The 23,888-nt window shown below is 37.7% G+C and carries 21 protein-coding genes; 13 read left to right on the plus strand and 8 right to left on the minus strand.

Going from position 1 to position 23,888, the window contains the following annotated elements:
• Positions 1 to 97: 97 nt before the first annotated feature.
• On the minus strand, positions 98 to 1,486 hold the full coding sequence (locus tag ACF8D3_RS06010; protein ID WP_392470694.1) for an amino acid permease: 1,389 nt from the start codon (positions 1,484 to 1,486) through the stop codon (positions 98 to 100).
• 355 nt (positions 1,487 to 1,841) lie between these two features.
• Here ACF8D3_RS06010 and fahA point away from each other — a divergent pair, with 355 nt between their 5' ends.
• From fahA to ACF8D3_RS06030, 4 genes are all read left to right on the plus strand, one after another.
• Positions 1,842 to 3,149, plus strand: a complete 1,308-nt coding sequence (gene fahA, locus ACF8D3_RS06015) for a fumarylacetoacetase (protein ID WP_392470695.1) — start codon at positions 1,842 to 1,844, stop codon at positions 3,147 to 3,149.
• The gene (gene maiA, locus ACF8D3_RS06020) at positions 3,136 to 3,768 is read left to right on the plus strand and encodes a maleylacetoacetate isomerase (protein WP_392470696.1); all 633 of its coding nucleotides are present in this window, start codon (positions 3,136 to 3,138) and stop codon (positions 3,766 to 3,768) included. The genes fahA and maiA overlap by 14 nt, the downstream gene beginning before the upstream one ends.
• Before the next feature lie 18 nt (positions 3,769 to 3,786).
• Positions 3,787 to 4,335: a VOC family protein gene (locus ACF8D3_RS06025; protein ID WP_007482310.1), complete on the plus strand. Its 549-nt coding sequence runs from the start codon at positions 3,787 to 3,789 to the stop codon at positions 4,333 to 4,335.
• A gap of 388 nt (positions 4,336 to 4,723) precedes the next feature.
• Entirely contained in the window at positions 4,724 to 5,503 is a 780-nt protein-coding gene (locus tag ACF8D3_RS06030) for an IclR family transcriptional regulator (protein ID WP_392470697.1), read from the plus strand.
• Positions 5,504 to 5,567: 64 nt separating this feature from the next.
• Here the strand turns inward: ACF8D3_RS06030 and hppD are convergent, their stop codons facing one another.
• Positions 5,568 to 6,623: a 4-hydroxyphenylpyruvate dioxygenase gene (gene hppD, locus ACF8D3_RS06035; RefSeq protein ID WP_004879259.1), complete on the minus strand. Its 1,056-nt coding sequence runs from the start codon at positions 6,621 to 6,623 to the stop codon at positions 5,568 to 5,570.
• A 518-nt stretch (positions 6,624 to 7,141) separates the two neighbouring features.
• Here hppD and ACF8D3_RS06040 point away from each other — a divergent pair.
• Positions 7,142 to 8,812 carry an FMN-binding glutamate synthase family protein gene (locus tag ACF8D3_RS06040; protein WP_392470698.1) on the plus strand — a complete coding sequence of 557 codons (1,671 nt, stop codon included), beginning with the start codon at positions 7,142 to 7,144 and terminating at the stop codon, positions 8,810 to 8,812.
• Positions 8,813 to 8,910: 98 nt separating this feature from the next.
• Here ACF8D3_RS06040 and ACF8D3_RS06045 read toward each other — a convergent pair whose 3' ends face one another.
• From ACF8D3_RS06045 to ACF8D3_RS06065, 5 genes are all read right to left on the minus strand, one after another.
• The gene (locus tag ACF8D3_RS06045) at positions 8,911 to 9,435 is read right to left on the minus strand and encodes a hypothetical protein (protein ID WP_019384327.1); all 525 of its coding nucleotides are present in this window, start codon (positions 9,433 to 9,435) and stop codon (positions 8,911 to 8,913) included.
• Between the two features lie 80 nt (positions 9,436 to 9,515).
• Positions 9,516 to 10,544 (minus strand): alpha/beta hydrolase, encoded by a 1,029-nt coding sequence (locus ACF8D3_RS06050; RefSeq protein ID WP_392470699.1) that lies wholly within the window; start codon positions 10,542 to 10,544, stop codon positions 9,516 to 9,518.
• On the minus strand, positions 10,544 to 11,674 hold the full coding sequence (locus tag ACF8D3_RS06055; protein WP_392470700.1) for a YdcF family protein: 1,131 nt from the start codon (positions 11,672 to 11,674) through the stop codon (positions 10,544 to 10,546). The genes ACF8D3_RS06050 and ACF8D3_RS06055 overlap by 1 nt, the downstream gene beginning before the upstream one ends.
• 8 nt (positions 11,675 to 11,682) lie before the next feature.
• The gene (gene murB, locus ACF8D3_RS06060; protein ID WP_061391765.1) at positions 11,683 to 12,717 is read right to left on the minus strand and encodes a UDP-N-acetylmuramate dehydrogenase; all 1,035 of its coding nucleotides are present in this window, start codon (positions 12,715 to 12,717) and stop codon (positions 11,683 to 11,685) included.
• Between the two features lie 12 nt (positions 12,718 to 12,729).
• The gene (locus ACF8D3_RS06065) at positions 12,730 to 13,245 is read right to left on the minus strand and encodes a low molecular weight protein-tyrosine-phosphatase (RefSeq protein WP_392470702.1); all 516 of its coding nucleotides are present in this window, start codon (positions 13,243 to 13,245) and stop codon (positions 12,730 to 12,732) included.
• A gap of 176 nt (positions 13,246 to 13,421) precedes the next feature.
• On the opposite strand from ACF8D3_RS06065, the gene ACF8D3_RS06070 reads away from it, so the two are divergent.
• Positions 13,422 to 14,582: an iron-containing alcohol dehydrogenase gene (locus tag ACF8D3_RS06070; protein WP_392470703.1), complete on the plus strand. Its 1,161-nt coding sequence runs from the start codon at positions 13,422 to 13,424 to the stop codon at positions 14,580 to 14,582.
• On the plus strand, positions 14,579 to 15,019 hold the full coding sequence (locus tag ACF8D3_RS06075; RefSeq protein ID WP_392470704.1) for an acyl-CoA thioesterase: 441 nt from the start codon (positions 14,579 to 14,581) through the stop codon (positions 15,017 to 15,019). Before ACF8D3_RS06070 ends, ACF8D3_RS06075 begins: the two co-directional genes overlap by 4 nt.
• A gap of 47 nt (positions 15,020 to 15,066) precedes the next feature.
• Here the strand turns inward: ACF8D3_RS06075 and dnaX are convergent, their stop codons facing one another.
• Positions 15,067 to 17,097 carry a DNA polymerase III subunit gamma/tau gene (gene dnaX / locus ACF8D3_RS06080; protein WP_392470705.1) on the minus strand — a complete coding sequence of 677 codons (2,031 nt, stop codon included), beginning with the start codon at positions 17,095 to 17,097 and terminating at the stop codon, positions 15,067 to 15,069.
• A 199-nt stretch (positions 17,098 to 17,296) separates the two neighbouring features.
• Here dnaX and ACF8D3_RS06085 point away from each other — a divergent pair, with 199 nt between their 5' ends.
• From ACF8D3_RS06085 to ACF8D3_RS06110, 6 genes are all read left to right on the plus strand, one after another.
• Complete coding sequence (locus ACF8D3_RS06085; protein ID WP_392470706.1) at positions 17,297 to 18,460, plus strand: JmjC domain-containing protein; 1,164 nt, start codon at positions 17,297 to 17,299, stop codon at positions 18,458 to 18,460.
• Between the two features lie 203 nt (positions 18,461 to 18,663).
• Positions 18,664 to 19,719, plus strand: coding sequence for a linear amide C-N hydrolase (locus tag ACF8D3_RS06090; protein ID WP_136457287.1), 1,056 nt, complete (start codon positions 18,664 to 18,666; stop codon positions 19,717 to 19,719).
• A gap of 35 nt (positions 19,720 to 19,754) precedes the next feature.
• Positions 19,755 to 20,270 (plus strand): hypothetical protein, encoded by a 516-nt coding sequence (locus ACF8D3_RS06095; protein WP_061397515.1) that lies wholly within the window; start codon positions 19,755 to 19,757, stop codon positions 20,268 to 20,270.
• A 364-nt stretch (positions 20,271 to 20,634) separates the two neighbouring features.
• Positions 20,635 to 21,201, plus strand: coding sequence for a TetR/AcrR family transcriptional regulator (locus ACF8D3_RS06100; protein ID WP_007482338.1), 567 nt, complete (start codon positions 20,635 to 20,637; stop codon positions 21,199 to 21,201).
• Between the two features lie 543 nt (positions 21,202 to 21,744).
• Positions 21,745 to 22,056: a metalloregulator ArsR/SmtB family transcription factor gene (locus ACF8D3_RS06105; RefSeq protein ID WP_004879228.1), complete on the plus strand. Its 312-nt coding sequence runs from the start codon at positions 21,745 to 21,747 to the stop codon at positions 22,054 to 22,056.
• Between the two features lie 88 nt (positions 22,057 to 22,144).
• Positions 22,145 to 23,842, plus strand: a complete 1,698-nt coding sequence (locus tag ACF8D3_RS06110; protein WP_392470708.1) for a SulP family inorganic anion transporter — start codon at positions 22,145 to 22,147, stop codon at positions 23,840 to 23,842.
• Positions 23,843 to 23,888 lie beyond the last annotated feature (46 nt).

Genomic DNA, 23,888 nt, shown 5'->3' on the forward strand with positions numbered 1-23,888 from the left:
CATCACTTCCACCGTTCTTTTATAACAAAAGATAAAAATAAAATAGGACTGAGGATAAACTCAGTCCTATCCAAAATTTAGAGTGAAAATCTAAAGCTTATACATCAGCATTATATGCAACGCTTGGTTGTGTATTTTTCAACTTACGTTGCTTCATGTAATAAGCAAACATCAAGCACAGAATCCAAGCTGGAATCATCATCACCGCAATACGCATATCCGCAGTTAATGACATCACCACAAGAATACCCAACATGAATACGATGCAAAGGTAGTTACTAAATGGATAAGCAATACTCGGGAACTTAGTCGTTTGCCCTTCTGCTAACATCGCCTTACGGAACTTCAAGTGTGTCCACGAAATAACGATCCAGTTAATTACAATCGCTGCAACCACCAACATCATTAGCAAGCCAAATGCTTTATCAGGGAACGCATAATTCAACAATACGCAGAGCACCGTTACAAATGCCGATACATATACGGCGTTAGTTGGAATACCACGTTTATTAATTTTGTTTAAGAATTTTGGTGCATTTCCCTGTTGAGCCAAACCTAACAACATGCGGCTACTGCAATAGCTTGTACCATTATAAACCGACACAGCAGCAGTTAATATTACAAAGTTCAAAAGCGTCGCAACACCTTGGCTGTCTAATGAAGCAAAGACCATCACGAATGGACTACCGCCCTCTGCCATTTGATTCCATGGGAAAAGTGCAAATAAAACAAACAAAGTCGCAATATAGAAAATCAAAATACGATAAATAATTTGATTTACAGCTTTAGGTAAGGTTTTGTCAGGATCACGTGCTTCGGCAGCCGTAATACCAAATAGTTCGATACCACCAAAAGCAAAAATGATCACAGCCATTGCCATGACTAAACCTTCTACACCAAATGGAAAGAATCCACCGAGTGCCCAAAGATTGCTGATGCCTGCTTGAGGTCCTGCTGTTCCTGTCGCAAGTAAATATGAACCGAAGGCAATCATCGCCAAAATTGCAAGAATTTTAACAATAGAGAACCAAAATTCCATTTCGCCAAAGAATTTGACGTGTAATAAGTTGATACCGTTAATCAAAATAAAGAAGGCTAAAGCGGAAGCCCATGTCGGGATTTCTGGCCACCAATATTGTATATAAAGCCCAATTGCGCTTAATTCTGCCATACACACTAAAACATTGAGTACCCAGTAGTTCCAGCCTGACATAAAGCCTGCAAATGAACCCCAGTATTTGTATGCGAAATGACTAAAAGAACCACTTACTGGTTCCTGTACAACCATTTCTCCTAACTGACGCATCATTAGAAATGCAATAAAGCCTGCGATTGCATAACCTAAAATAACTGAAGGTCCTGCAAGCTTGATTGATTGTGAAATACCAAGAAACAGTCCTGTACCAATTGCACCACCTAGCGCGATAAGCTGGATGTGTCGATTGCTCAAACCGTGTTTCAGATTTCCTTGCTCTGGTTTTGACATATGATTATTCTCATCCTTGTCACGTAATTTTTTTGTATTAAATTACGTATATCATAAATTAATCAAAAATGCCTATAGTTGATCGAAAAATAATTAATTTACTTTTCTCATAACCGCGCATATAAGCAGAAAATTCAACAAATAACAATAATTATGAAATATGTAATTAAATTATGTATTGCGTAATTACCAAATTTAAGTATGATAGAACTCATAACGGTTAATCCTTCTTCTTGATCACAGGAAATTATTACTACTCAACTGAGAGTATCTACATATTTTTCAATAAGATGATGAGGAAAAAGTAAAATTTATGGCTTCGTCCAGATAGAATTAAAGACAAGGAAAGTAAATCATGGCACAGAATTTAAGCTCTTTTGTTGAGATTCAAGCTCTATCAGATTTCACAATGCATAATTTGCCATATGGTATTTTTAGTGAAACACCTGACGGTAACAAACGTGTTGGTGTTGCAATTGGTGATTTAGTCCTTGACCTTGCTGCTTTAGAAACGCATGGTTTACTACAACTCAATGAAAATATTCGCTATTTCAATCAGCCAACACTCAATAAATTTATCGATTCAGGTAAAGCAAACTGGCAAAAAGTACGTCAAACATTACAAAGTCTACTTTCAGCGGACAATCCAACGCTTCGTGATAATACGGAATTACGCCAACAAGCTTTTTTTAAGCAAAATACGGTAACTTTACACTTACCTCTACAAGTGCCTGGCTATACCGATTTCTATTCGTCTAAAGAACATGCGACGAATGTAGGTACGATGTTTAGAGATCCAAAGAATGCGCTTTTACCAAACTGGAGTGAACTTCCTGTCGGATATAATGGTCGTGCAAGCTCAGTGATCGTCAGCGGTAAAGATATTATCCGCCCATCTGGACAAATCAAACTACCAAATGAAGATCGTCCAATTTTCTCTGCAACACGCAAGCTGGATTTTGAATTAGAAACAGCTTTTGTAGTCGGTAAAGCAACTGAACTGGGTCAGCCAATTGCCATTGAAGATGCATGGGATCATATCTTCGGTATGGTTTTACTCAATGACTGGTCAGCACGTGATATTCAACAATGGGAATATGTGCCTCTTGGCCCTTTCAATGCAAAAACTTTTGCGAGCGCTATTTCGCCTTGGGTTGTTACGATGGAAGCTCTTGAACCATTTAAAGTAAAAGGCCCAACTCAAGAACCAAAACCACTGTGCTACTTAGAAGAAAACGTTGTGAATAGCTATGACATTCATCTCAGCGTAGAAGTACAAAGCCCTAAATCGCAACAAACTGATGTGATCTGCGAAACCAACTTCAAATATATGTATTGGTCGATGGCTCAACAACTCACTCACCACACCATTGCAGGTTGTAATGTTCAAGTTGGTGATCTTATGGGATCGGGTACGATTTCAGGTCCAACTGAAAACTCGTATGGCAGCTTGCTTGAATTAACGTGGAATACGACCAAACCATTAACCCTTTCAAATGGTGAAAAGCGTGGCTTTTTGGAAGACGGCGACCGCGTCATCATGAAAGGTTATTGTGAAAAAAATGGTATTCGTGTTGGCTTCGGCGAAGTTTCAAATAAGGTCTTAGCTGCAAAAAGCTTTCGCTTTACTGAAAAAGAGGAAGCAAGCTATGAAACTGTATAGTTACTTTCGTAGCTCCGCAGCTTATCGAGTACGGATCGCTTTGAATCTCAAAGGTCTCGATTCTGCGACTCAAGCAGTTCATTTGGTTAAAAATGAACAGCAGCAAGCCGAATATAGCGTATTGAATCCTAGCCAACTAGTTCCAACCCTGATTGATGAAGAGCAAAGTTTGCTGCAATCTCTAAGCATTTTGGAATATTTGGAAGAACGCTATCCAGCAACAGCCTTATTGCCTAAAAATTTGATTGAGCGTGCCAAAATTCGTGCCTTTGCTCAAGCAATCGCTTGCGATATTCATCCACTCAACAATTTAAGAGTGCTGAAATACTTACAAGATGAACTGAGCTTAACCAACGAACAAAAAAGCCAATGGTATCAACATTGGATTTTAGAAGGCTTTAAAAGTCTTGAAGTGCAATTGCAGCGTTCAAATGGTCAATTCTGTTTCGGAAATTCAGCCACAATTGCTGACTGTTGCTTGATTCCCCAAGTCTACAACGCAAAACGCTTCAAAGTAGATTTGAGCCCATTTCCCAAGATTGAATCAATTTATCAACACTGTCTTACCATCCCAGCATTTTTACATGCCGCACCAGAACAACAACCAGATTGGGAATAAAGAAAAAGGAGTTTTATGATGAGCTTTGCAATTAAAAAAATTCACCACGTCGCGTACCGCTGTAAAGATGCCAAAGAAACGGTTGAGTGGTACAAAAAAATGCTCAATATGGATTTCATCTTGGCATTTGCAGAAGACCACGTTCCTTCAACCAAAGCCTTTGATCCTTATATGCATTTATTCTTAGATGCTGGACAAGGCAATGTACTAGCATTTTTTGAACTGCCAACGCAACCTGAAATGGGTCGTGATGAGAATACACCGCAATGGGTACAACATATTGCTTTTGAAGTTGAAGACCAAGACGCTTTGTTACGTGCAAAAAAACACTTAGAAGAAAATGGTGTGAAAGTATTAGGCGTAACCAATCACGGTATTTTCCACTCTATTTATTTCTTCGATCCAAACGGTCATCGCCTAGAACTCACTTATAATGATGTTCACGCAGATGCGAAAATTGCACGTATTACCGAAGAAATGAAACTCGAGATGTTAGATGAATGGAGCCGTACTAAACGTGCGCCTCACCATACTCATTTCCTTCATGAAGAAGAGTTAGGAGTATAGTCAAAACATCGCAGCATGGTATTGTCAAAGATGAATACATCATTGCCGCTTGAGGTTTTTTATGACATTCAAGCAGCAAAGGATATTCAGATTCGAAACCGAATTGCTGCTTAACCATTTTCAGCGCATCGGCATTGGAACAGATTGTCTTCAATGCCGATTTTTTATCGCTCAAAAATGATCAATAAGCAAACTTTTGTTGTATTCTGCTGCTATATGAATAAAAGTAAAAACTCATTTTTGAGTCGTTATATACTTATAGAATTCGCCTATTTGCATCATTCAAAAAGATGATTTCTATTTTGAAACATGCTCAGGCATCATGTGTAACATTGAATATCTACTTGAAACAAATACAACTGGATAAATGCGGATTAAGGGTTAGTGAATGATTGAAGAAAAATTATCTGGTGGCGTTCAATCACTCGAGGTCGGTTTATCTGTACTTAATGCACTTTTAGAGCATAACAAACCGATTATTTTAAAAGACCTATCAAGCAAATTAGATATGCATCCAGCCAAAGTGCATCGATATTTAGTGAGTCTTATCCGCATGAATTACGCAAAGCAACTCGATGCAGGCCAGTATGCGCTTGGAGATCAAGCTTGGCGTTTAGGCTTAAATTGTATTCAACACACGGATGTTTTACAGCTTGTACAACATCTGATTTATGATCTGCAAAGCAAGATTGGTTGTGGTATTCAAATTAGCAAATGGTCTCCTAAAGGCCCTTTAGTCGTTCAATCTATTGAATCTAACCATCCTATTTCGATTGTGACCAAAGTTGGTTCAATCATGCCTTTAGTAAACTCTGCTGCTGGTCGTGTATTTGCTTCTTATTTACCTGAAGCAGTCATTCAGCCCTTAATGTCTGCAGAGTGGGAAAAAGCAGCTCAAAATCATTATCAAATTAAGCCGTCAAGCTGGGGTGAGTTTTTGCCTTTAAAAGAGAATATCCTGCAACAAGGCATGGCTATTGCGAAAGGAGATCTATTGGTTGGGATCAATGCTGTTGGTCTACCAATCTTTAATGCACATCAAGCAATGGAATTTTGTATCGTTGCACTAGATAGTGAAATGTTCCTACCTGTTCATGATGGTAGTGAAAAGCTAGAACTATTTAAGCGCGAAGTAGCTGCAATTAATCAATATATCAAAACACGTTAATTATTTTTCTTATTCAATAAAAAAGCCAAGATATTGATCTTGGCTTTTTTGATTTGATATTTGCTTACTTAGCTTCTAGCACACCACGGCGGATTTGATCACGTTCAATTGATTCAAATAACGCTTTGAAGTTACCTTCACCAAAACCATCATCATCTTTACGTTGAATAAATTCAAAGAATACAGGCCCAAGCATATTTTCAGAGAATATCTGTAACAACAGCTTTTTCTCGCCCTCTTTGGTATTACCATCCAAGAGAATGCCGCGTTTCTTCAACTCATCCGTCGGCTCACCATGTTCAGGTAAACGTTCATTTAACATTTCATAATAGGTTTCTGGTGGTGGTGTCATAAATTTAAGACCTAAGCCTTTTAACTTATCCCACGTTGAAACTAAATCATCTGTAATAAATGCGATATGTTGGATGCCTTCACCATTAAAATCAGCAAGGAATTCAGCAATCTGACCATTGCCCTTATCAGAGTCCTCATTAAGAGGAATACGAATCATACCATCTGGTGCAGTCAACGCTTTAGACGTTAAACCTGTATATTCACCTTTGATGTCAAAGTAACGAATTTCTTGGAAATTAAAGATTTTCTCGTAGAAATTAGCCCAGTAATCCATACGACCTTTATAAACATTATGTGTTAAATGATCGATTTCATTTAAACCCGCGCCACGCGGATTTTTTTCAACATCGTCAAAGAAAATAAAATCATTTTCATAAATATCACGATCTACAAGGAAAATTGGCATACCACCAATCCCTTTAATCGCAGGGATATTTAACTCCATCGGCCCTGCTTGTGAATACATAGGCTCTGCGCCCAATTCGATTGCATTTTTGAATGCTTTCGCAGCATCACGAGTTCTAAAACCCATTGCGCATGCCGAAGGACCATGTTCCTTGTAGAAGAATGAAGCATAAGATTCTGGCTGATAGTTCAAGATAATATTGATATTACCTTGGCGCCATAAATAAACTTTTTTAGATTTATGCTTTGCAACTTTTGTAAAGCCGATTGTTTCAAAGATCTGATCTAATCCATTTTCCGTCGAAACAAACTCAATAAAAGCAAAGCCACATAGTTCTAATGGGTTATCTAAAATGTCCATCTAGTTTCCCTTATCTTATATTAGATAAATTCATCCGTTTTAAGCTGAACACAATGTCAATCACTATAGTCATCATAAACCCTCTAGCATGATTAACGCTTGTGCACGTTGTTAGGAAAGGTAACAGGTGTTTTTATAAATATGTAAAAGCATCCATGTACTGCCTTTTCCTTCCATGAGCTCACCAAAGCAAACGTGAAAAATACAGTTTTTTGCTTTGGCTCTCAACCATGACATTCATGCTACAAGAAAGATTTAATTTATGCAATACATAATTAAATTATGTTATATGTAATTTTATAATCTTTTAGAAGTCACTTACATATCTGCATATGCTTCATGTAAAGCCGATATTAGAAGAGAAATAAGACTAAACCTAAACTCGACATTGGTCTGAATATAACAAATGATAAACTTTTAAATGGAGAATAATTCTCATATCTAACAATTCATTACTTGTAGTTATACATCGTTCTTGGCATCGTGAACCCATTACTTAATTTAGGAATCCCTTGCCAATGGCTAGTCCAGCACAAGCTATACGACATAAATTACTTAATACCTTTTTTTCAAGACATTCCGTTTGGTTCCTATGTATTTTTATTGCTTTAACAATCACTTGGTTTAAAACAATTTATACGCCACAGACCATTTATTATTTCATCTCAGATACGTTATTAAATGGGCTATGGTTAGTGACTAGCCTACTAAGTCTTGTTGGCCTTCATGATTTACTGCAAAAGAAACACTCCATCTTAAAAAACTATCCAATCTTGGGACATTTCCGTTTTTTCTTTGAAGATGTACGCCCTGAAATTCGCCAATATTTTATTGAGGCAGATCAAGATGCATTACCATTTTCACGTATGCAACGTAGTCTCGTTTATCAACGTGCAAAAAATGAAAATGCGGATAAACCTTTTGGATCAATCATAGATGTGTATGAGCCAAATTATCGGTTTATTGTTCACTCAATTGCCCCTTGCCCACCTGCTGATCCAGCAAGCTTCCGAGTTCAAATTGGCAATTTACAATGTAGCCAGCCTTATAGTGCTTCTATTCTGAATATTTCAGCGATGAGTTTTGGAAGCTTGAGCGCCAATGCAATTCGCGCTTTGAACAAAGGTGCAAAACTGGGACATTTCTACCACGATACAGGTGAAGGAAGTCTGAGTCCCTATCATTTAGAAAACGGTGGCGATATTGTTTGGCAAATTGCGAGTGGATACTTTGGCTGCCGTACACCAGAAGGACTATTTGATCCTGAAAAATTTGCGGCACAAGCGAAACAACCTCAAATCAAAATGATTGAGCTTAAGCTTTCTCAAGGTGCTAAACCTGGTCATGGTGGTATTTTACCTAAACATAAAATTACCGAAGAAATTGCTCAAATTCGTGGTGTTTCTCGTGACCATGACTGTATTTCTCCATCTAAGCATCCAAGCTTCAACACCCCAATCGAAATGATGCATTTTATTCAAAAGCTAAGAGAGCTTTCTGGTGGTAAACCAGTTGGTTTCAAACTATGCATCGGTCAACCTTGGCAGTTCATGAGTATCGTAAAAGCGATGCTTGAAACAAAAATCATTCCCGACTTTATTGTTGTGGATGGGTCTGAAGGTGGTACTGGTGCAGCACCTATTGAATTTAGTGACTATATTGGTACTCCATTAAGAGAAGGGCTACGTTTTGTGCACAACACTTTAGTTGGAGCTGGTCTACGCAGTCAGGTCAAAATCGGTGCAAGTGGTAAAATCATTAGCGCCTTCGATATTGCTAGCACCTTTGCACTCGGCGCTGATTGGGTGAACTCTGCTCGTGGATTTATGTTCGCTGTTGGATGTATTCAAGCCCAAAGTTGTCATACCAACCAATGCCCTGTTGGCGTTGCTACTCAAGATAAAGATCGACAAAAAGCAATTGATGTTCCAAGTAAAGCTGAACGTGTGTTTAGCTTTCACAAAAACACGTTACATGCTTTGTCTGAAATGATTGCAGCAGCAGGCTTAAATCACCCTTCTGATATTAAAGCCCACCATCTTGCCCAACGTATGAATGATCGTGAAATCAAAAATTATGCACAAATTCATTTCTTCCTTAAAGACAATGAATTACTGCAAGGTAATTTAGATGATGATGAGAATTTTTATTATCGTATGTGGAAATTGGCTGACGCGAATCAATTTTAATTAAAGAAAAAAGCCGTTCATTTAGAATGGCTTTTTTAGGTTATTTGTTCAGTTTCTAATGAGGATTGAGTTGATTAGAAAATAAATCTTGTAGATATTTATCTCTTACGTTTCAAAGAACATGTCGGGTTAGTTTGAGTAAGCAATGTATTTGTCGCCGCATTACAGCTCAAATAAACACTCCCATCATCAGTGCAAATTCTTGCAGCATATAATCGACTATTATTTTCAAGGGTTTGCGTCGGATGACTAGAATAACGAGCCAGACGCTCCATATACATAATACGTTGTTTACACTCTGGGAACTGTACCATAGCTCTTTGAAATTCAGATCGCTTTGCTGAAACTTTAGTGTTGTTACTTGCTAAATCTTGCGTATATGCATTTTTTTCATTTGAAATTGCCTGCATACGTCGCTGTTCAAGCGATTCACACTCCCCATTGAATCCATCAGCAGCAGAACCAGTACATGCAATTTTTTGACTTGCTTTTGCTGAACAAGGGCTACTTTGATACGAAGTCCCTTGATTGGTAACGCACTTATATAATTCTTGCGCATGGACAGAATAACAGAAACTCATAAAGCAAAAAGCATAAATGATCTGTGCTATCGATTTTGACATGACAACCCCAACATATAATTTATTGATAATTTTTATAATGTTAGGGATTCTATCATTTTGATATTCAGTTAAAAAGTAGTCTAATAATAATAGTTATTTGGTTTAGCATGTAAAAATGCAGGGATTAAACCAGTTAATGCCGCACGAATATCTGCACGCTCATTAATCAATTGATGCGAACCTTCTTCTAACATCAACAATGTTTGTAATCTAAATTTTCGGCGAATATATTCGATGTTATAGCGCCAATCTACAGTTTGATCTAACGCTCCTTGCGCTAACCAGACAGGAATTCTACAAGCTGGCCGATGCTCCATTTCAAGCATCCATTTTGACATTGCTAGAATCCAATCCATCCCCATCATCCGTGGCTGTAATGGGTCTTTTAAGCGAACAAAACGTAGAAATTCAGGATTATGGTTATTACGACGGAAATGGCGCGGAACTTGGCTTTTTATTCGGCGGATAATACCCAAACCAACCGAATTATGCCACCATGCCGTTTTCGCAGGACGTATCAAGGGAGAAAGTAACAATACACGATCAACTATCGGGTCTTCTCTGCGTTCAGCAAACTCTAACAAATGGTGCATCCAAATCGCACCACCTGTACTTTGCCCGATGCCTAACCACGGCTTAGGTAACTGTTTTGCACCTCTAACCGCATTATAAATAGCATGTAATACTTGTTGATAATGATCAAAATTCTGAATACTCGCAGGTGAACCGTTACTTAAACCATGCCCAGGAAGGTCATAAGTAACAATACTAAAACCTTGATCTAATATTTCTTTGATAATCGGCTGATAAATTCCGCTATGTTCTAAATAACCATGTAATAAACAAACGGTACCTTGAATTTTTTGTTGCTTTGGCTGAAATACTTGTACATGGAGACGAAACAAAGGCATTTCTACATAACCTTGCCAATGTTCACAATCCAATAAATGCAAACCATAAAGTTTGCGATAAGCTTGTAGCGCTAATGAAACCTCACTTTTTTTTGATAAATCTAAAGGTTCGAGCACTTGAGGTGTCGTTTCACGATTAGGAACAGGTAAATCAAGCTGTTTTAAAATTGTCGGATTTAAAAAAGGAATATTCGACATTATGGTACCTCCCGACAATCACTTGATCCAAACAACATATCACGAATCGTTGCGAGCATTTCATAGTTCGCACGGCGGCTATGATCATAGTTTTGCTCGCTTGGACGCCATTGAGTTAAAGTCGTAGGCATTGGTGCGATCACAGGCACCGTTTCTATTCCATTCAATGCAAATAAACGACGGGTACGAGGCATGTGGTATTCATCAGTAATCAAGATCACGGTTGGCGCACCACCTTTTTTCTGAAGTAATAAAGAGCTAAATCTTGAGTTTTCGCAGGTATTCATACTTCGATTTTCAAGTAATTTTGCCTCTATTCCACGCTCTTTTAACCACGCCTGCATATATGGTGCTTCGACACCACTCAGCACAATCGGTAAATCATATTTCTCTTCAACTTCAAGTGTTTTTTCTAAGCGTAACCGAGTGTAATTATTTACTACGATGTCTTTACCATTTGCACCAAGCGTTAAACCACCACCCAACACAACAATTGCATAAGGCTTAGATGAGCTATTGGTCTCGATTGCACCATCTTTATTTTTTTTGATTTCGACTAAATCTTTATTAGTTTCATCTTTTTCAGCATCTTCAACAGGTAACTCGATTGGAAATGTTTCCAAAAAAGAAACATATTTTTCCATCAAAGCCTGATTATCTGGTGTATTCCACTTTAAGAAATCAAGTGGTGTAGTTGCTGCTACCGCTGAGCTTTCTTGGTCTTGTTCAGCTGGTTGATTGATCATCGGAATATTAAGCTTTTCAGCTTCTTCATTCTCTTTTTCTTGCTCTTCGTTAATAAGCTGCTGTAGCAACTTATAACGAGCTTGTATAAACCTTAAATCTTCTGGTTTCTCTGACTGAAAAGTTTTTTCCATCAATTTGAGATAAGCCTGACGCGCAATCCAAAGATCTGAACCAGGTTCTAAGGTCTCATGTTCACTTAGTGCTGCCGATTTTTGGCTTTCAGCAGCAACTTCATTTACATCTACAGGGACAAAATAATTCAACCCTTTCACGACAAACTGTGAGTAAAATGGTGAATATAAAAAAAGCACAAAACAGCCTAAAAGTACGAATAAAATGGTAATTACTCGTACTAAACTGACCATCCAATGTACTTTAGCCATAAATCTCCTCATTCACCATGAGCTTGAATTAAACCCTGCTCATTATATAACACAGGTTCAGGCTCTAAACGAATACTAAACTTTTGTTTTACATCACTTTGTACAGCTTGATAGGTATTCCGAACATCATTCAGTGTAGCATCAGCATAATTGACCAAAACCAATGCTTGCTTATGAAACATACCTACTGAACCCAACTGTTTACCCTTCCATCCAGTTTGGTCAATCAGCCAACCCGCAGCCACTTTAACATTGCTATTTGGTTGTGGATAATGAGGAATGTTTGGAAATTGTTGTGCAATTTTGTCAAAGTCACTTTGCGTAACAATTGGATTTTTAAAGAAACTCCCGACATTTGGAAATTCTTTAGGATCTGGAAGTTTGCTCTGACGGATATGAATGACTTGATTCTGCAAATTTTCAGCAGTCAGGAGATCACCTACTGCTTGCTTTAAATCACCATAATTCAACTTCAAATCAGGATGCTTTAATAATTTAAAAGTCACAGCAACAATGATATAGCGATTCGGATGATCTTTGAAAATACTGTGCCGATAAGAGAAATGGCAATCTTGAGCAAGGATCGAGCTAAATTGTTTTAGCTCACGATCATATACTTGTACTGAGTCAATGAATTCGCCTACTTCAACACCATAGGCACCAATATTTTGCACAGGCGATGCACCAACTAAGCCAGGAATCAACGCAAGATTTTGTAAACCAAACCAATTCTGCTGCGTACTGTATAAGACAAAATCATGCCATACCTGACCTGCTCCAACTTGAACAGTTACGCTACGCTCATCTTCGGCAATAACGTCAACACCCTGAATATTGAGATGCAGGACTAAAGCATCAATATGTTTGGGCAATAGCACATTGCTACCGCCAGACAACACTAAAACATTCAAAGATTGTTGTTCTGCGAAGGCTAAGGCATCAACAACATCATTTGGATGGTGAATCTCGATATAATGTGAAGCGATGGCATTAAGATTTAAAGTATTTAACGCTTTAAGCTGAACCTGCTGTTGTACATGCATGTAAATAGAATCCTATTGCCCTACATTCAAATGTTGTTTAAAAACTTCAATCCATGCTTGGCTACTTGACTCGCACTGATCCAGTACCCGATCAAATCCATCAGCGCCACCATAATATGGATCTGGAATGGCTTGTTGCTTAAAGTTTGGATCATGTTCGCTCATCAAAGCGATTTTCGCCCGGATTTGATGTGTACCATACTGATGAATTGCTTTTCGTAATAAAGTCTGAATATCATCAAAGTTTTCATGATCCATCGCAAGGATCAGATCAAACTCAGTAAAATCTGTAGCTGTGATTTGTCTTGCACGTAGTGTCGAAAGATCATAACCACGTTGCGCAGCATGCTTTTGACTACGAATATCAGGTGCTTTGTTCGGGTGGTAATTACTTGTACCTGCCGAATCTACGATTACATCTAAACCATGCGCATCACAATAATGTTTAAGAATGGCCTCAGCCGTAGGAGAACGACAGATATTTCCCAAACAAACACACAACACCTTATATGGCGTTTTGGATGGCATATTCACCTCAAATCTACACTTTTTTACAGCGTCTTATGTTAAGTTATTTGCACAATGAAACCTATAGTCACTTCATATAAAAATGTTGTATTTATTAGGGTTTGTTAACATTTTATCTCATGATGTAATTGATCAATTATAAAGTGTGAACAAATTCAAAACATAAGGATGTATGTATGAACCCATTTCAATTTCAAACTGTTCCCAATATCATCTCGGGGCTTGGTTCCATACAAGAACTTAAAAATATTTTAACTCAACAAAACTATAATAAAGCCCTGATAGTGACTGATGCTGGCATGATTCAACATCAACTTCACTGGCCAATTGTTGATATTTTGAATCAAATTGGTCTTGAGCATATTATTTACTCAGATATTCAAGCCGATCCGCCAGAACATATTGTTTTAGAAGCAGTCGATTTTGCAAAACAAGAAAAAATTGATGTCATTATTGGTTTTGGTGGTGGCAGCTCTATGGACGTTGCGAAAATCATCGCCCTCCTCGCGCACCCGCAACAACAGCAGGCTTTAACTGATATTTACGGCGTAAACCAAGCTAAAGCACCACGTTTGCCTCTCGTTCTCATTCCGACAACGGCAGGAACAGGATCAGAAGTCACACCGATCTCAATTGTCACAACTGGTGCAACAACCAAAATGGGCGTTGTTTCACCTATTTTATACGCAGATGTCGCTATTTTAGATGCAACTTTTACCCAAGGCTTGCCGGCGCATATCACAGCATCGACGGGGATTGATGCGATGGTACATGCAATTGAAGCTTATACCTCAAATATTAAAAAGAACTTTTATGCTGATATGCTGGCGAAGAATGCTTTAAAACTACTCAACAACAACTTAGCAAAAGTCTTAAAAGATGGAAGTGATCTTGAAGCTCGTCAAAACATGTTGATGGGATCAATGTTGGCAGGACAAGCCTTTGCAAATGCACCTGTTGGTGCAGTACATGCCCTCGCGTATCCGTTAGGTGGGCATTTTCATCTTTCGCACGGTCATACCAATGCATTAGTACTGGTTGAAGTTTTAAAATTTAATGCACCAAAGGCAAAGCAATACTATGCTGAATTGATGCAACTCATGGATCCAAGAAGTACAGGTTGCACTGATGGTCTCTGCGATCTATTCATTGATCATATGCAAAACCATCTCGATCAAAGTGGTCTAACTTTGAAATTAAAAGCGCTAGATGTACCTGAAGCTAAACTTCCACAACTCGCAAAAGATGCAATGTTACAGACTCGACTACTACAAAATAATCCAAGAGAAATGACAGAACAGGACGCTTTCAACATTTATCAGGCGATTTACGCATGAGTAAACCTATTTTAAAAACCCGCGAACAATTTAAGTTCTTTTTTCCAATTCAGACTCGCTGGGCTGACAATGATATTTATGGTCATGTCAATAATGTCACTTACTACAGCTATTTTGATACCGCCGCTAATTCATTGCTGATTCAAAAAACAGGTTTCGATATTCATCACAGTGAAATTATCGGACTTGTCGTCGATTCTGCTTGTAGTTTTCTACAAGAGCTATCTTTTCCAGAAATCATTGAAGTGGGAGTAGCGATAGGCAAAGTAGGGAATTCATCACTTCGATATGAACTCGCTATTTTCAAGCAAGGACAAACCCAAGCTGCTGCGCAAGGTCATTTTGTGCATGTCTTTGTAGATCGTGAGAATCGAAAGAGCACCAGGATTCCTCAAGAAATGCGCGATGTTCTTACAGACTACTTATTAGCGCAATAAGCATATATGGAGCAAAGGGAAATTACGATTTCACCTTTGCTTTTACCTTAGGGCTTTAACTGAATATTATGTAATTCCGCATCAAAGGTTTCAATCAAACCTTTCAACGTTGGTTCTTGTTGTAACAAGTTCACTGCTCGATGAAATGCTTTTTCCTTACGTACAGCCTGCATCGCAAATGGTGTGGTGGAATCAACTTGCCCATACTTCACGGAAAATTGAGTATTGATCCAATTTTCTTTCAAAGCACTTTCTAAAGCATGTTGTAACTGAGTCAACATTCCCTCATATTCTTGCGGAATATGAAATACAGATGCACCATCAATCTGTCCCGTCATCACACCATGTTGGGCTAACTCTTGAACAGCTGGCGAAAGTTCACTATTTCTAAACCAATATTCCCACTTTTCTAAATTCCACTCACCTTCTAGCACCTGCACGGGAAGCTTCAAAATATCTTGTGGCATTAAGTTATTTATCTCAACATCTTGCTGTTGAGATGATGCAACCTGTGCCACAGCCTTTTCTAGAAGCGGTTCAACTATTTCAGGTTCAAAAAGCATCGTAGCTTCTGACTGATCGACTAATTGATTCGTTTCATCGTCCTGCACAACTTGCTGAGAATTTTCCTCAACAGGAAAAACGAGTACATCATCTGACTGAGTGATATCAAAACTTACTGTTTGCGCTTCAGCCTGCTCTAAACCAATCAGCTGGCCACCTTCCGCATCGAAAACCATGAGATGGCTATCTTGATTTTGCATAGCAGGTTCAGGTTCAGGTTCAGGTTCAGGTTCAGGTTCAGGTTCAGGTTCAGGTTCAGGTTCAGGTTCAGGTTCAGGTTCAGGTTCAGGTTCAGGTTCAGGTTCAACACTAGCCACTTCTACTGGTGCTGCAAACTGTTTTTCTTGACCGACATCTGAAGTAACCTGCTGATTTTGCGGGTCGAGTATCTGCACTACAGGTGCTGCCGGAACAGTCACCTCATTTAGACTCATCGGTCTAAACGCAAGCATCCGCAAAACGCACATCTCGAAACCTTGTTCTTGCGTCACCGCCAATTGCAAATCAGCACGACCTTTGCAAGCGATTTGATAATACAGTTGCAAGTCTTGTGCAGAAACAAGCTTCGAAAGCTGTAATATTTTTTGATTGATTTCTTCACTATACTTAAGTGCTAAATCAGGTAGATACTGCAACAATGCCAACTCATGTAGCGTCGAAACCAATTGGTCTAGAACTAAAGACACATCTAAAGCTTGCTGTCTAAATTGCAAAAGCAACTGACTCACACGCGCTTGCTGATTTTGATGAATCGCGAGAATCAAGTCATAGATAATCGTTCGATCAATCAGACCTAACATATCTTTAACATCTTGATGGTGTACAGCGCCCTGACCATAAGCAATCGCTTGATCTGTCAATGACAACGCATCACGCAGCGACCCTTGTGCAGATTCTGCAATTTGCCAAATGGCATCTTGATCTGCATCAATGTGTTCTTTATTTAAGATCGCCGTTAAATGTTCAGTAATTTCATCAACCGCCAAAGGACGTAGTGTAAATTGCAAACAACGAGAAATCACCGTAATCGGTAATTTCTGAGGATCAGTTGTCGCAAATAAGAATTTTACATGTTCAGGTGGTTCTTCTAATGTTTTCAATAATGCATTAAATGAATGCGTTGAAAGCATGTGCACTTCATCGATCAAATAAACTTTGAAGCGACCTTGAGTTGGAGCATATGGAACATTATCAAGTAACTCACGCGTATCTTCTACTTTGGTACGTGAAGCCGCATCAATCTCGATCAGATCAATAAACCGACCTTCATTCACGGCTTTACAGGTTGCACAAACTTCACAGGGTGTCGAGGTTACACCTGTCTCACAGTTCAAACACTTGGCTAAGATACGAGCAATCGTCGTTTTACCGACACCACGCGTTCCAGTAAACAAGTAAGCATGATGCAAGCGACCACGTTCTAATGCACTCGTTAAAGCACGAGAAACATGGTTTTGCCCCACTAACTCATTGAAATTACGTGGTCTGTATTTTCTTGCAAGTACTTGATACATGTATGCTCCTTATTGCAGCTTAAGCATACTGTTTTTTAGAAAGAGCTGTAAATGAATACATGTTTAATTGATCAAGATTAAATACATTCGATTACTTTAAGGGACAATTGCTCAGCAAGCTTACATCAAGCAAGACTTGCACCTGTTCGCAACTCAAGGGAAAATAGCCCCTAATTTTTATGTTGTTGGTTTATTTCCCATGTCTCAATCTTTAGCGGTTTTAGGCGGCATTACCGCAGAACAATTTTTAAATGAATATTGGCAAAAAAAACCATTACTCGTTCGCAACGCAATGCCTGAAATTATTGGCTTATTAGAGCCTGAAGATGTTCAGGAACTCGCACTTGAAGAAGATGTTACTGCACGTTTGATTCGTCAAAAAAATAAGAACCCAAATGAATGGCATGTCAAATCATCACCTCTCACCAAAGGTGATTTTCAAAAGCTACCAAATCTTTGGACTTTACTTGTACAAGCAGTCGATCATTACTCATTTGACATTTCAGAACTTTGGAAAAAATTTCCATTTATTCCTCAATGGCGTCGTGATGACATTATGGTGTCTTATGCACCTAAAGGCGGATCAGTGGGTAAGCATTTTGACTTTTATGACGTATTCTTAGTTCAGGGTCATGGTCATCGCCGCTGGCAACTTGGACAGATGTGTGATGAATCGACTCAATTTATCCCAGATCAACCTTTAAAACTATTGCCAGAAATGGATGTTCAGTTTGATGAGGTTCTTGCACCGGGTGATTTGCTCTATGTGCCACCAGGACTGTCTCACTATGGTGTTGCTGAAGATGATTGTTTAACGTTCTCATTTGGCTTTCGTATGCCAAACCTATCTGAAATGATTGATCAAGTGAGTGATAAATTTGCAGAGAACACTTTGCTTAAAAATCCACTTGCAGATATTGCACGTCAACAAACTGCACACCTTGGCGAAATCAATGAAGTTGAATTTTCATATTTAAAAACACAGCTATTAGATTATCTAACCAAAGCACCTGAGTTCGATGCTGCCATCATGGCATATATGAGTGAATCAAGTTATCCAAACAACATTCCTGAACCAGAAGAAGTTGAAGCAAGTGATCTAAGTGAAATTATCGGTACGGGTTATGAATTAATACTTGAACCTGCATCAAGATTACTTTATCGCATGCAAAATGGTTCTTTCGATTTTTGGGCAAATGGTGAAAACGTTTGTATTTCAGAGCCGTTTGCAGCTCAATTAAAACGTATCGCTGATGGCGAAAATATCGCTTTAGATGAATCATTCAATGACGATGCAGTATTAGAAGACATTGCCATGCTGCTCAACAATGCTGTTGTAATGTTATTACCACCAGAAGAATAAAAAATTTACAGAGACTTCTAATATCGATATTTCAGGTTAAGCTGCTGCACTACATTAACGCGATCATACGATATTAGAAGTAAATTTTTCCAACGATTACATTTTAATTATTGAATAAGATATCGAATTTTATAGACTCATTTACAAGAACTTAAAACATAAATTACATCACATCATTCTATTTACAATAACGGAGAACGCTTGTGTTTAAAAAAGCATTATTTTGTTCATTCATTGCTTCCTCTCTTTTTCTTCAAACAGCCCAAGCTTGTACACGCGCTGTTTATCTAGGCAATGATAATCATATTATTACAGCACGATCGATGGACTGGAAAGTTGATGTTGGTACAAACTTGTGGATTATGCCAAGTGGCGTTAATCGCGATAGTAATGCTGGTCCTAAATCACTTAAATGGAAATCAAAATATGGCAGCGTGATTGCCTCTGGATATGATATTTCTACAACAGACGGGATGAACGAGGTTGGATTAGTAGCCAATGTTTTGTGGTTAGTTGAATCTGAATATCCTGACGCCAAAAAATCAAATAAACCTCAACTCAGTATTTCTGCATGGGCCCAATACGTTCTTGATAATTACGCAACCGTTGCTGAAGCTGTAGCAGCTTTAGAAAAAGAACCTTTTACACTCATCACTGATAGTGTTCCAGGTGAACAACGCTTAACAACTTTACATTTATCACTTTCGGATAAAACAGGTGACAGCGCAATTATTGAATACATTAATGGGAAACAAGTGATTCACCATGATAAAAAATATCAGGTAATGACGAATTCACCTATATTTGACCAACAACTTGCGCTAAATACATATTGGAAACAAATCGGTGGCACAGTCATGCTACCCGGCACAAATAGAGCTTCAGACCGTTTCGCACGAGCATCATTCTATATCAACGCCATTCCTAAAAACGATAACTCTAAAGAGGCACTAGCCTCCGTATTCAGTGTAATTCGAAATGCATCAGTTCCTTTTGGATTAAATACTGAAGAAGAACCCAATATCTCTTCTACACGCTGGAGAACGGTTGCTGATCATAAACAGCAATTATATTTCTTTGAATCTGCTGTATCTCCAAATGTTTTTTGGGTAGATTTAAAGAAAATCAACTTTAAAGATGGCGTAACGCGTAAGCTTGATTTAGGAAAAGATCAGCAAAATACTTTTGCTGGTGATGCGACTGATCAATTTAAAGCATCAAAACCATTTGAATTTCTTGGGCCACAGTTACATCATTAAAGCGTTAAATTGAAAATAAACTTGAGAAGTGAAATATGAAGAATGTAATTTGTTTGCTAAGTCTTTGCGTCATGATGGCGGGTTGCGCAAATATGCAAAATACAACAACACCATCGACGACGATTGATCACCTTGCTACTGCGGGTTCATTGAACTGTAAATCAAATGAGTTATGCCCAAATGTCGTTGTTGAATGGGACAAACAGCAAAAAGATAAATTACATCTCGACGTTGCATTAACCAGTACTTATCAATATTACGACATCAATGGTTTAACTTTTTTTGTTGATGGTAAATCCTTTTCTTATACTCCAGCTGGAAAAACTGAGCAAAAGTATATTAACCGTTTAATTCCAAAACGCTCTTCTAATTCATTTAGCCTTCCAAGTGCTTTTTTACTAGAACTTAGAAATGCTAAAAATGTAGAACTTGCGATTGCAACGGATAAAGGCTCAATAAAACGTTCTGTTTATACGCCAACGGAACAATCTATGCTCTATCAAAACTTTGCTCGTTTAATTTCTGAACTTTCTAATAAATCTGCGAAGTAAAATAATTTTAGTCTTCAACGCTCGTTATTTATTTTAATGTAGATAACGAGCACACTATAAATCAGCACTCAAAAATCACAATAAACACCATAAATATAGCAGCTACCTGCCTAAGCCATCTAAAATATGTAAATAAAATGGTTTTTATTAGAACAATCAGTTTTTACATTATTTTAATTACTTCCAATTATTCATATTGTTAATTTTATCAAAGAACTACGACTGGAAATTTCAAAGTCAATTCAATAAATATTGTTAGTTTTCCCTAGGATATTTTATAAATACCATGTAAAATCGCTGCCAAAATCGCATGACAGGATGCAAAACCATGCTCTGCTGACGATGAGCAAACTCGAGGCTAAGTATGTCAAAAAAAGAAGATATTATTAACACAGCATTAAAACTTTTTAATTCGCATAGCTATAATTCGATTGGGGTTGATCGAATTATCAGTGAGTCAGGCGTTGCCAAAATGACTTTCTATAAATATTTTCCATCTAAGGAAAAATTAATCGAAGAATGTCTGCTACAACGCAATATTAATTTACAAACCTCTTTGAATGCCGCTTTAGCTGAATGTGATCCTGAAGATCCATTAGGACAATTAAAAGCCATTTTTGAATGGTATAATGCATGGTTTCTTAGCGAAGACTTCAATGGTTGTATGTTTCAAAAAGCATTAGAAGAAGTTATTAAAATCTATCCTTCTACGCTTGAACCTGCGACTCAATATAAAATTTGGCTTACAGCACTTGTGCAAAGACTATTAACACAACTTGGTATTCAGAATCCGACTCACTTAGCGACACTGATTGTAAGTATTTTGGATGGCATGACGATACAAGCCCATGTAAATAGACATTCAGTTGAAATGGATCAGTACTGGACACGAGTTGAACATTTAATCAATTATGAGAAGGCGTTAGCTTAAATAGCAACGCTTTTTTCTTGTTGAAAAATCAATTTATCTATATGCTGACTACAAGAAAAAAACAAAGCGTGATTTATAGTTATTATTGTGGCTCACGCTTGCGTCTGAGTTGGAAAGAATAATAAAAAATATTACCCTCTGGCGGTCGTACAAATTGCACATCCCGATCCTTTTTATGCAGACAGATCGTTCTGTCTTGTTTTTGATTATATACCCTTTTTATCAAATCACAACTACTTTTTTAATTTTTTTATATTTGTTAATTAAATTAACTACATAATTTTATTAATAAGTAAAATTTAACAATATAGTTACATTGCAGCATTTCTCAAAAACACATCACGGCTTAAAACAGTTAGTCAAAAAACTGAAGTAAATCACACTTCATGGGGAAAAAGTAAAATATTAAACACTATTGAGATTAATTATCATTTTTACTTATATATCTTTTCATTAAAAACCATTGCAATTATTCAGTTTTACTACATTTTTTCTTTTCAAGCATTTTATACTACACTTTGGTCGTAATTTTGGGAGGTGAACATGCAAAAGGGTCTTGAGATTGAAGCAATGAGGGAGTCAGCAGGCTCAATTGTTAATGTACTTAAATCTCTAGCAAATACAGATCGTTTGATCATCTTGTGTCATTTAGCCAAACAAGAATTAAATGTTTCTCAAATAGAGGAACTTACGCAAATTTTCCAACCGACACTATCACAACAACTGATGATGCTTCGCAAAAGTAATGTGGTTGCAACACGTCGTGAAGGTAAACAGATTTTCTACTCTATTAGCGATCCAAAACTACGCGTTGTTTTGACTACACTATATGAAAATTATTGCCCTAATATTTAATTGCTTAGGAAATTGCATACTAATTTTAAAATTGGATCACTTTTTTCTGCATAATGTATTTAGGATTTTATAATTTAGATCATCGTGAATGAAAAAATTAAATATAAAAATATCGAATATATTTCCTGCCATACAATGGTTAAAGCACTATCAATACAATAGTTTTAAAGCCGATCTAATTGCAGCACTGATCGTACTTGCAATGCTCGTCCCTCAAGGAATGGCTTATGCCATGCTGGCAGGTTTACCTCCAGTCATGGGGATATATGCAAGTATTCTTCCCATGATTATTTATGCTTTTACGGGAAGTAGCACCACTCTCTCAATCGGACCTGTCGCAATTATATCAATGATGGTATTTGCGACACTGAATCCGCTCTTTCCCGTGGCATCAGAGGCTTATATAGAAGCCGCTTGTTTACTCGCGATATTAGTGGGAATTATTTCCTTTATTCTCGGTATTTTCCGTTTTGGCTTTCTAATTCAACTGATTAGCCACCCTGTTATTCAAAGCTTTATCATTGCTTCTGCATTACTGATTGCGCTTGGACAGTTAAAGTTTTTATTAGATATCCATATAAAAGCCAACAATATTCCAGAGTTTATCTTATCTCTAGTACAAAATATTCATCAACTCAGTTTTCTGAGTATTAGCTTCAGCCTTGCGGCTATTTCAATGCTGATTCTCTTACCTAAAGTCGTTCCAAACAGTTTTATCGCAAAAACGACACCACTTGTATTGGTAATAAGCTCAATTGTTATGGTTTATCTGACCAGTCTTGATCAGCATAGTTTAAAAACAGTTGGTGTTATTCCAACGGGATTACCGAACATTCATTTTCCAACCTGGGATTTTGCGTTAGTACAGAAATTACTTCCAAGTGCATTCATGATCGCCATGATTAGTTTCGTAGAGTCTTTGGCAATCGCACAAGCAACAGCCTTGCAAAAACGTGATGACTTAAATAGTAATCAAGAACTTATCGCTTTGGGGCTGGCAAATATTGCTGCAGGTATTAACTCAGGTTTTGCCGTTTCTGGAAGCTTATCCCGTACAGTTGTAAATGCAGATGCGGGAGCCAAAACCCCCATGGCTGGTGTTTTATCTTCTTTATTTATGATTGCAGTTAGTCTTTATTTCACAGGGCTATTTCAAAATTTACCATTAACTGTTTTAGCTGCAACGATCTTTGTCTCCATTTGGAAATTGGTTATCTTCACTCCTTTTTATGAAACATGGAAATATTCTAGAGCTGATGGACTTGCCATGATTGCAACCTTTTTAGGTGTAACGTGTATTGATATTTCTACTGGGTTAATCATTGGAATCGTCTTAACTTTTATTTTATTGTTGTGGCGGATCAGTCGCCCACATATTGCCGTCATTGGTCTAATTGAAGGAACGCAACATTTTAGAAATGTCTCTCGTTATGACGTTGTCACCATTCCAACCATCGCATCCTTTCGTGTAGATGAGAATCTCAGCTTTTTAAATGCGCATGTGCTCAAAGGCTATATCATTACTGAATTAAGTCATAATAAGGCTGTTAAACATGTTGTGATTAACTGCTCAAGCATTAGCAATATCGATCTTAGCGCACTTGAAATGTTAGAAGAACTTAATAGAGAACTCTTAATTTTGGATATCAAATTGCATCTATCCGAAGTCAAAAGTCCTGTTATGGATCGCTTAGTAGACTCAAAACTGATTAAGGAACTCACAGGACAAATTTTCTTGTCACATTATCAAGCAATTCAATACCTTTCATCAGAAAGTACTGTTTAAACTTTTATTTTGAACGTATTTTTTTTACACAAAAGGATATGATTGA

The sequence above is a fragment of the Acinetobacter sp. YQ_14 genome (genome assembly GCF_043102985.1).
Lineage (GTDB): Bacteria > Pseudomonadota > Gammaproteobacteria > Pseudomonadales > Moraxellaceae > Acinetobacter > Acinetobacter venetianus.

Bases quoted from the DNA above. Each gene is read 5' to 3' on its own strand.
- ACF8D3_RS06040 (WP_392470698.1), top strand. From the start codon at position 7,142: ATGGCTAGTCCAGCACAAGCTATACGACATAAATTACTTAATACCTTT.
- ACF8D3_RS06025 (WP_007482310.1), top strand. From the start codon at position 3,787: ATGAGCTTTGCAATTAAAAAAATTCACCACGTCGCGTACCGCTGTAAA.
- maiA (WP_392470696.1), top strand. From the start codon at position 3,136: ATGAAACTGTATAGTTACTTTCGTAGCTCCGCAGCTTATCGAGTACGG.
- ACF8D3_RS06070 (WP_392470703.1), top strand. From the start codon at position 13,422: ATGAACCCATTTCAATTTCAAACTGTTCCCAATATCATCTCGGGGCTT.
- hppD (WP_004879259.1), bottom strand. From the start codon at position 6,623: ATGGACATTTTAGATAACCCATTAGAACTATGTGGCTTTGCTTTTATT.
- ACF8D3_RS06110 (WP_392470708.1), top strand. From the start codon at position 22,145: ATGAAAAAATTAAATATAAAAATATCGAATATATTTCCTGCCATACAA.
- ACF8D3_RS06055 (WP_392470700.1), bottom strand. From the start codon at position 11,674: ATGGCTAAAGTACATTGGATGGTCAGTTTAGTACGAGTAATTACCATT.
- ACF8D3_RS06105 (WP_004879228.1), top strand. From the start codon at position 21,745: ATGCAAAAGGGTCTTGAGATTGAAGCAATGAGGGAGTCAGCAGGCTCA.
- dnaX (WP_392470705.1), bottom strand. From the start codon at position 17,097: ATGTATCAAGTACTTGCAAGAAAATACAGACCACGTAATTTCAATGAG.
- ACF8D3_RS06050 (WP_392470699.1), bottom strand. From the start codon at position 10,544: ATGTCGAATATTCCTTTTTTAAATCCGACAATTTTAAAACAGCTTGAT.
- ACF8D3_RS06085 (WP_392470706.1), top strand. From the start codon at position 17,297: ATGTCTCAATCTTTAGCGGTTTTAGGCGGCATTACCGCAGAACAATTT.
- ACF8D3_RS06065 (WP_392470702.1), bottom strand. From the start codon at position 13,245: ATGCCATCCAAAACGCCATATAAGGTGTTGTGTGTTTGTTTGGGAAAT.
- murB (WP_061391765.1), bottom strand. From the start codon at position 12,717: ATGCATGTACAACAGCAGGTTCAGCTTAAAGCGTTAAATACTTTAAAT.
- ACF8D3_RS06010 (WP_392470694.1), bottom strand. From the start codon at position 1,486: ATGTCAAAACCAGAGCAAGGAAATCTGAAACACGGTTTGAGCAATCGA.
- ACF8D3_RS06075 (WP_392470704.1), top strand. From the start codon at position 14,579: ATGAGTAAACCTATTTTAAAAACCCGCGAACAATTTAAGTTCTTTTTT.
- ACF8D3_RS06100 (WP_007482338.1), top strand. From the start codon at position 20,635: ATGTCAAAAAAAGAAGATATTATTAACACAGCATTAAAACTTTTTAAT.
- ACF8D3_RS06030 (WP_392470697.1), top strand. From the start codon at position 4,724: ATGATTGAAGAAAAATTATCTGGTGGCGTTCAATCACTCGAGGTCGGT.
- fahA (WP_392470695.1), top strand. From the start codon at position 1,842: ATGGCACAGAATTTAAGCTCTTTTGTTGAGATTCAAGCTCTATCAGAT.
- ACF8D3_RS06095 (WP_061397515.1), top strand. From the start codon at position 19,755: ATGAAGAATGTAATTTGTTTGCTAAGTCTTTGCGTCATGATGGCGGGT.
- ACF8D3_RS06045 (WP_019384327.1), bottom strand. From the start codon at position 9,435: ATGTCAAAATCGATAGCACAGATCATTTATGCTTTTTGCTTTATGAGT.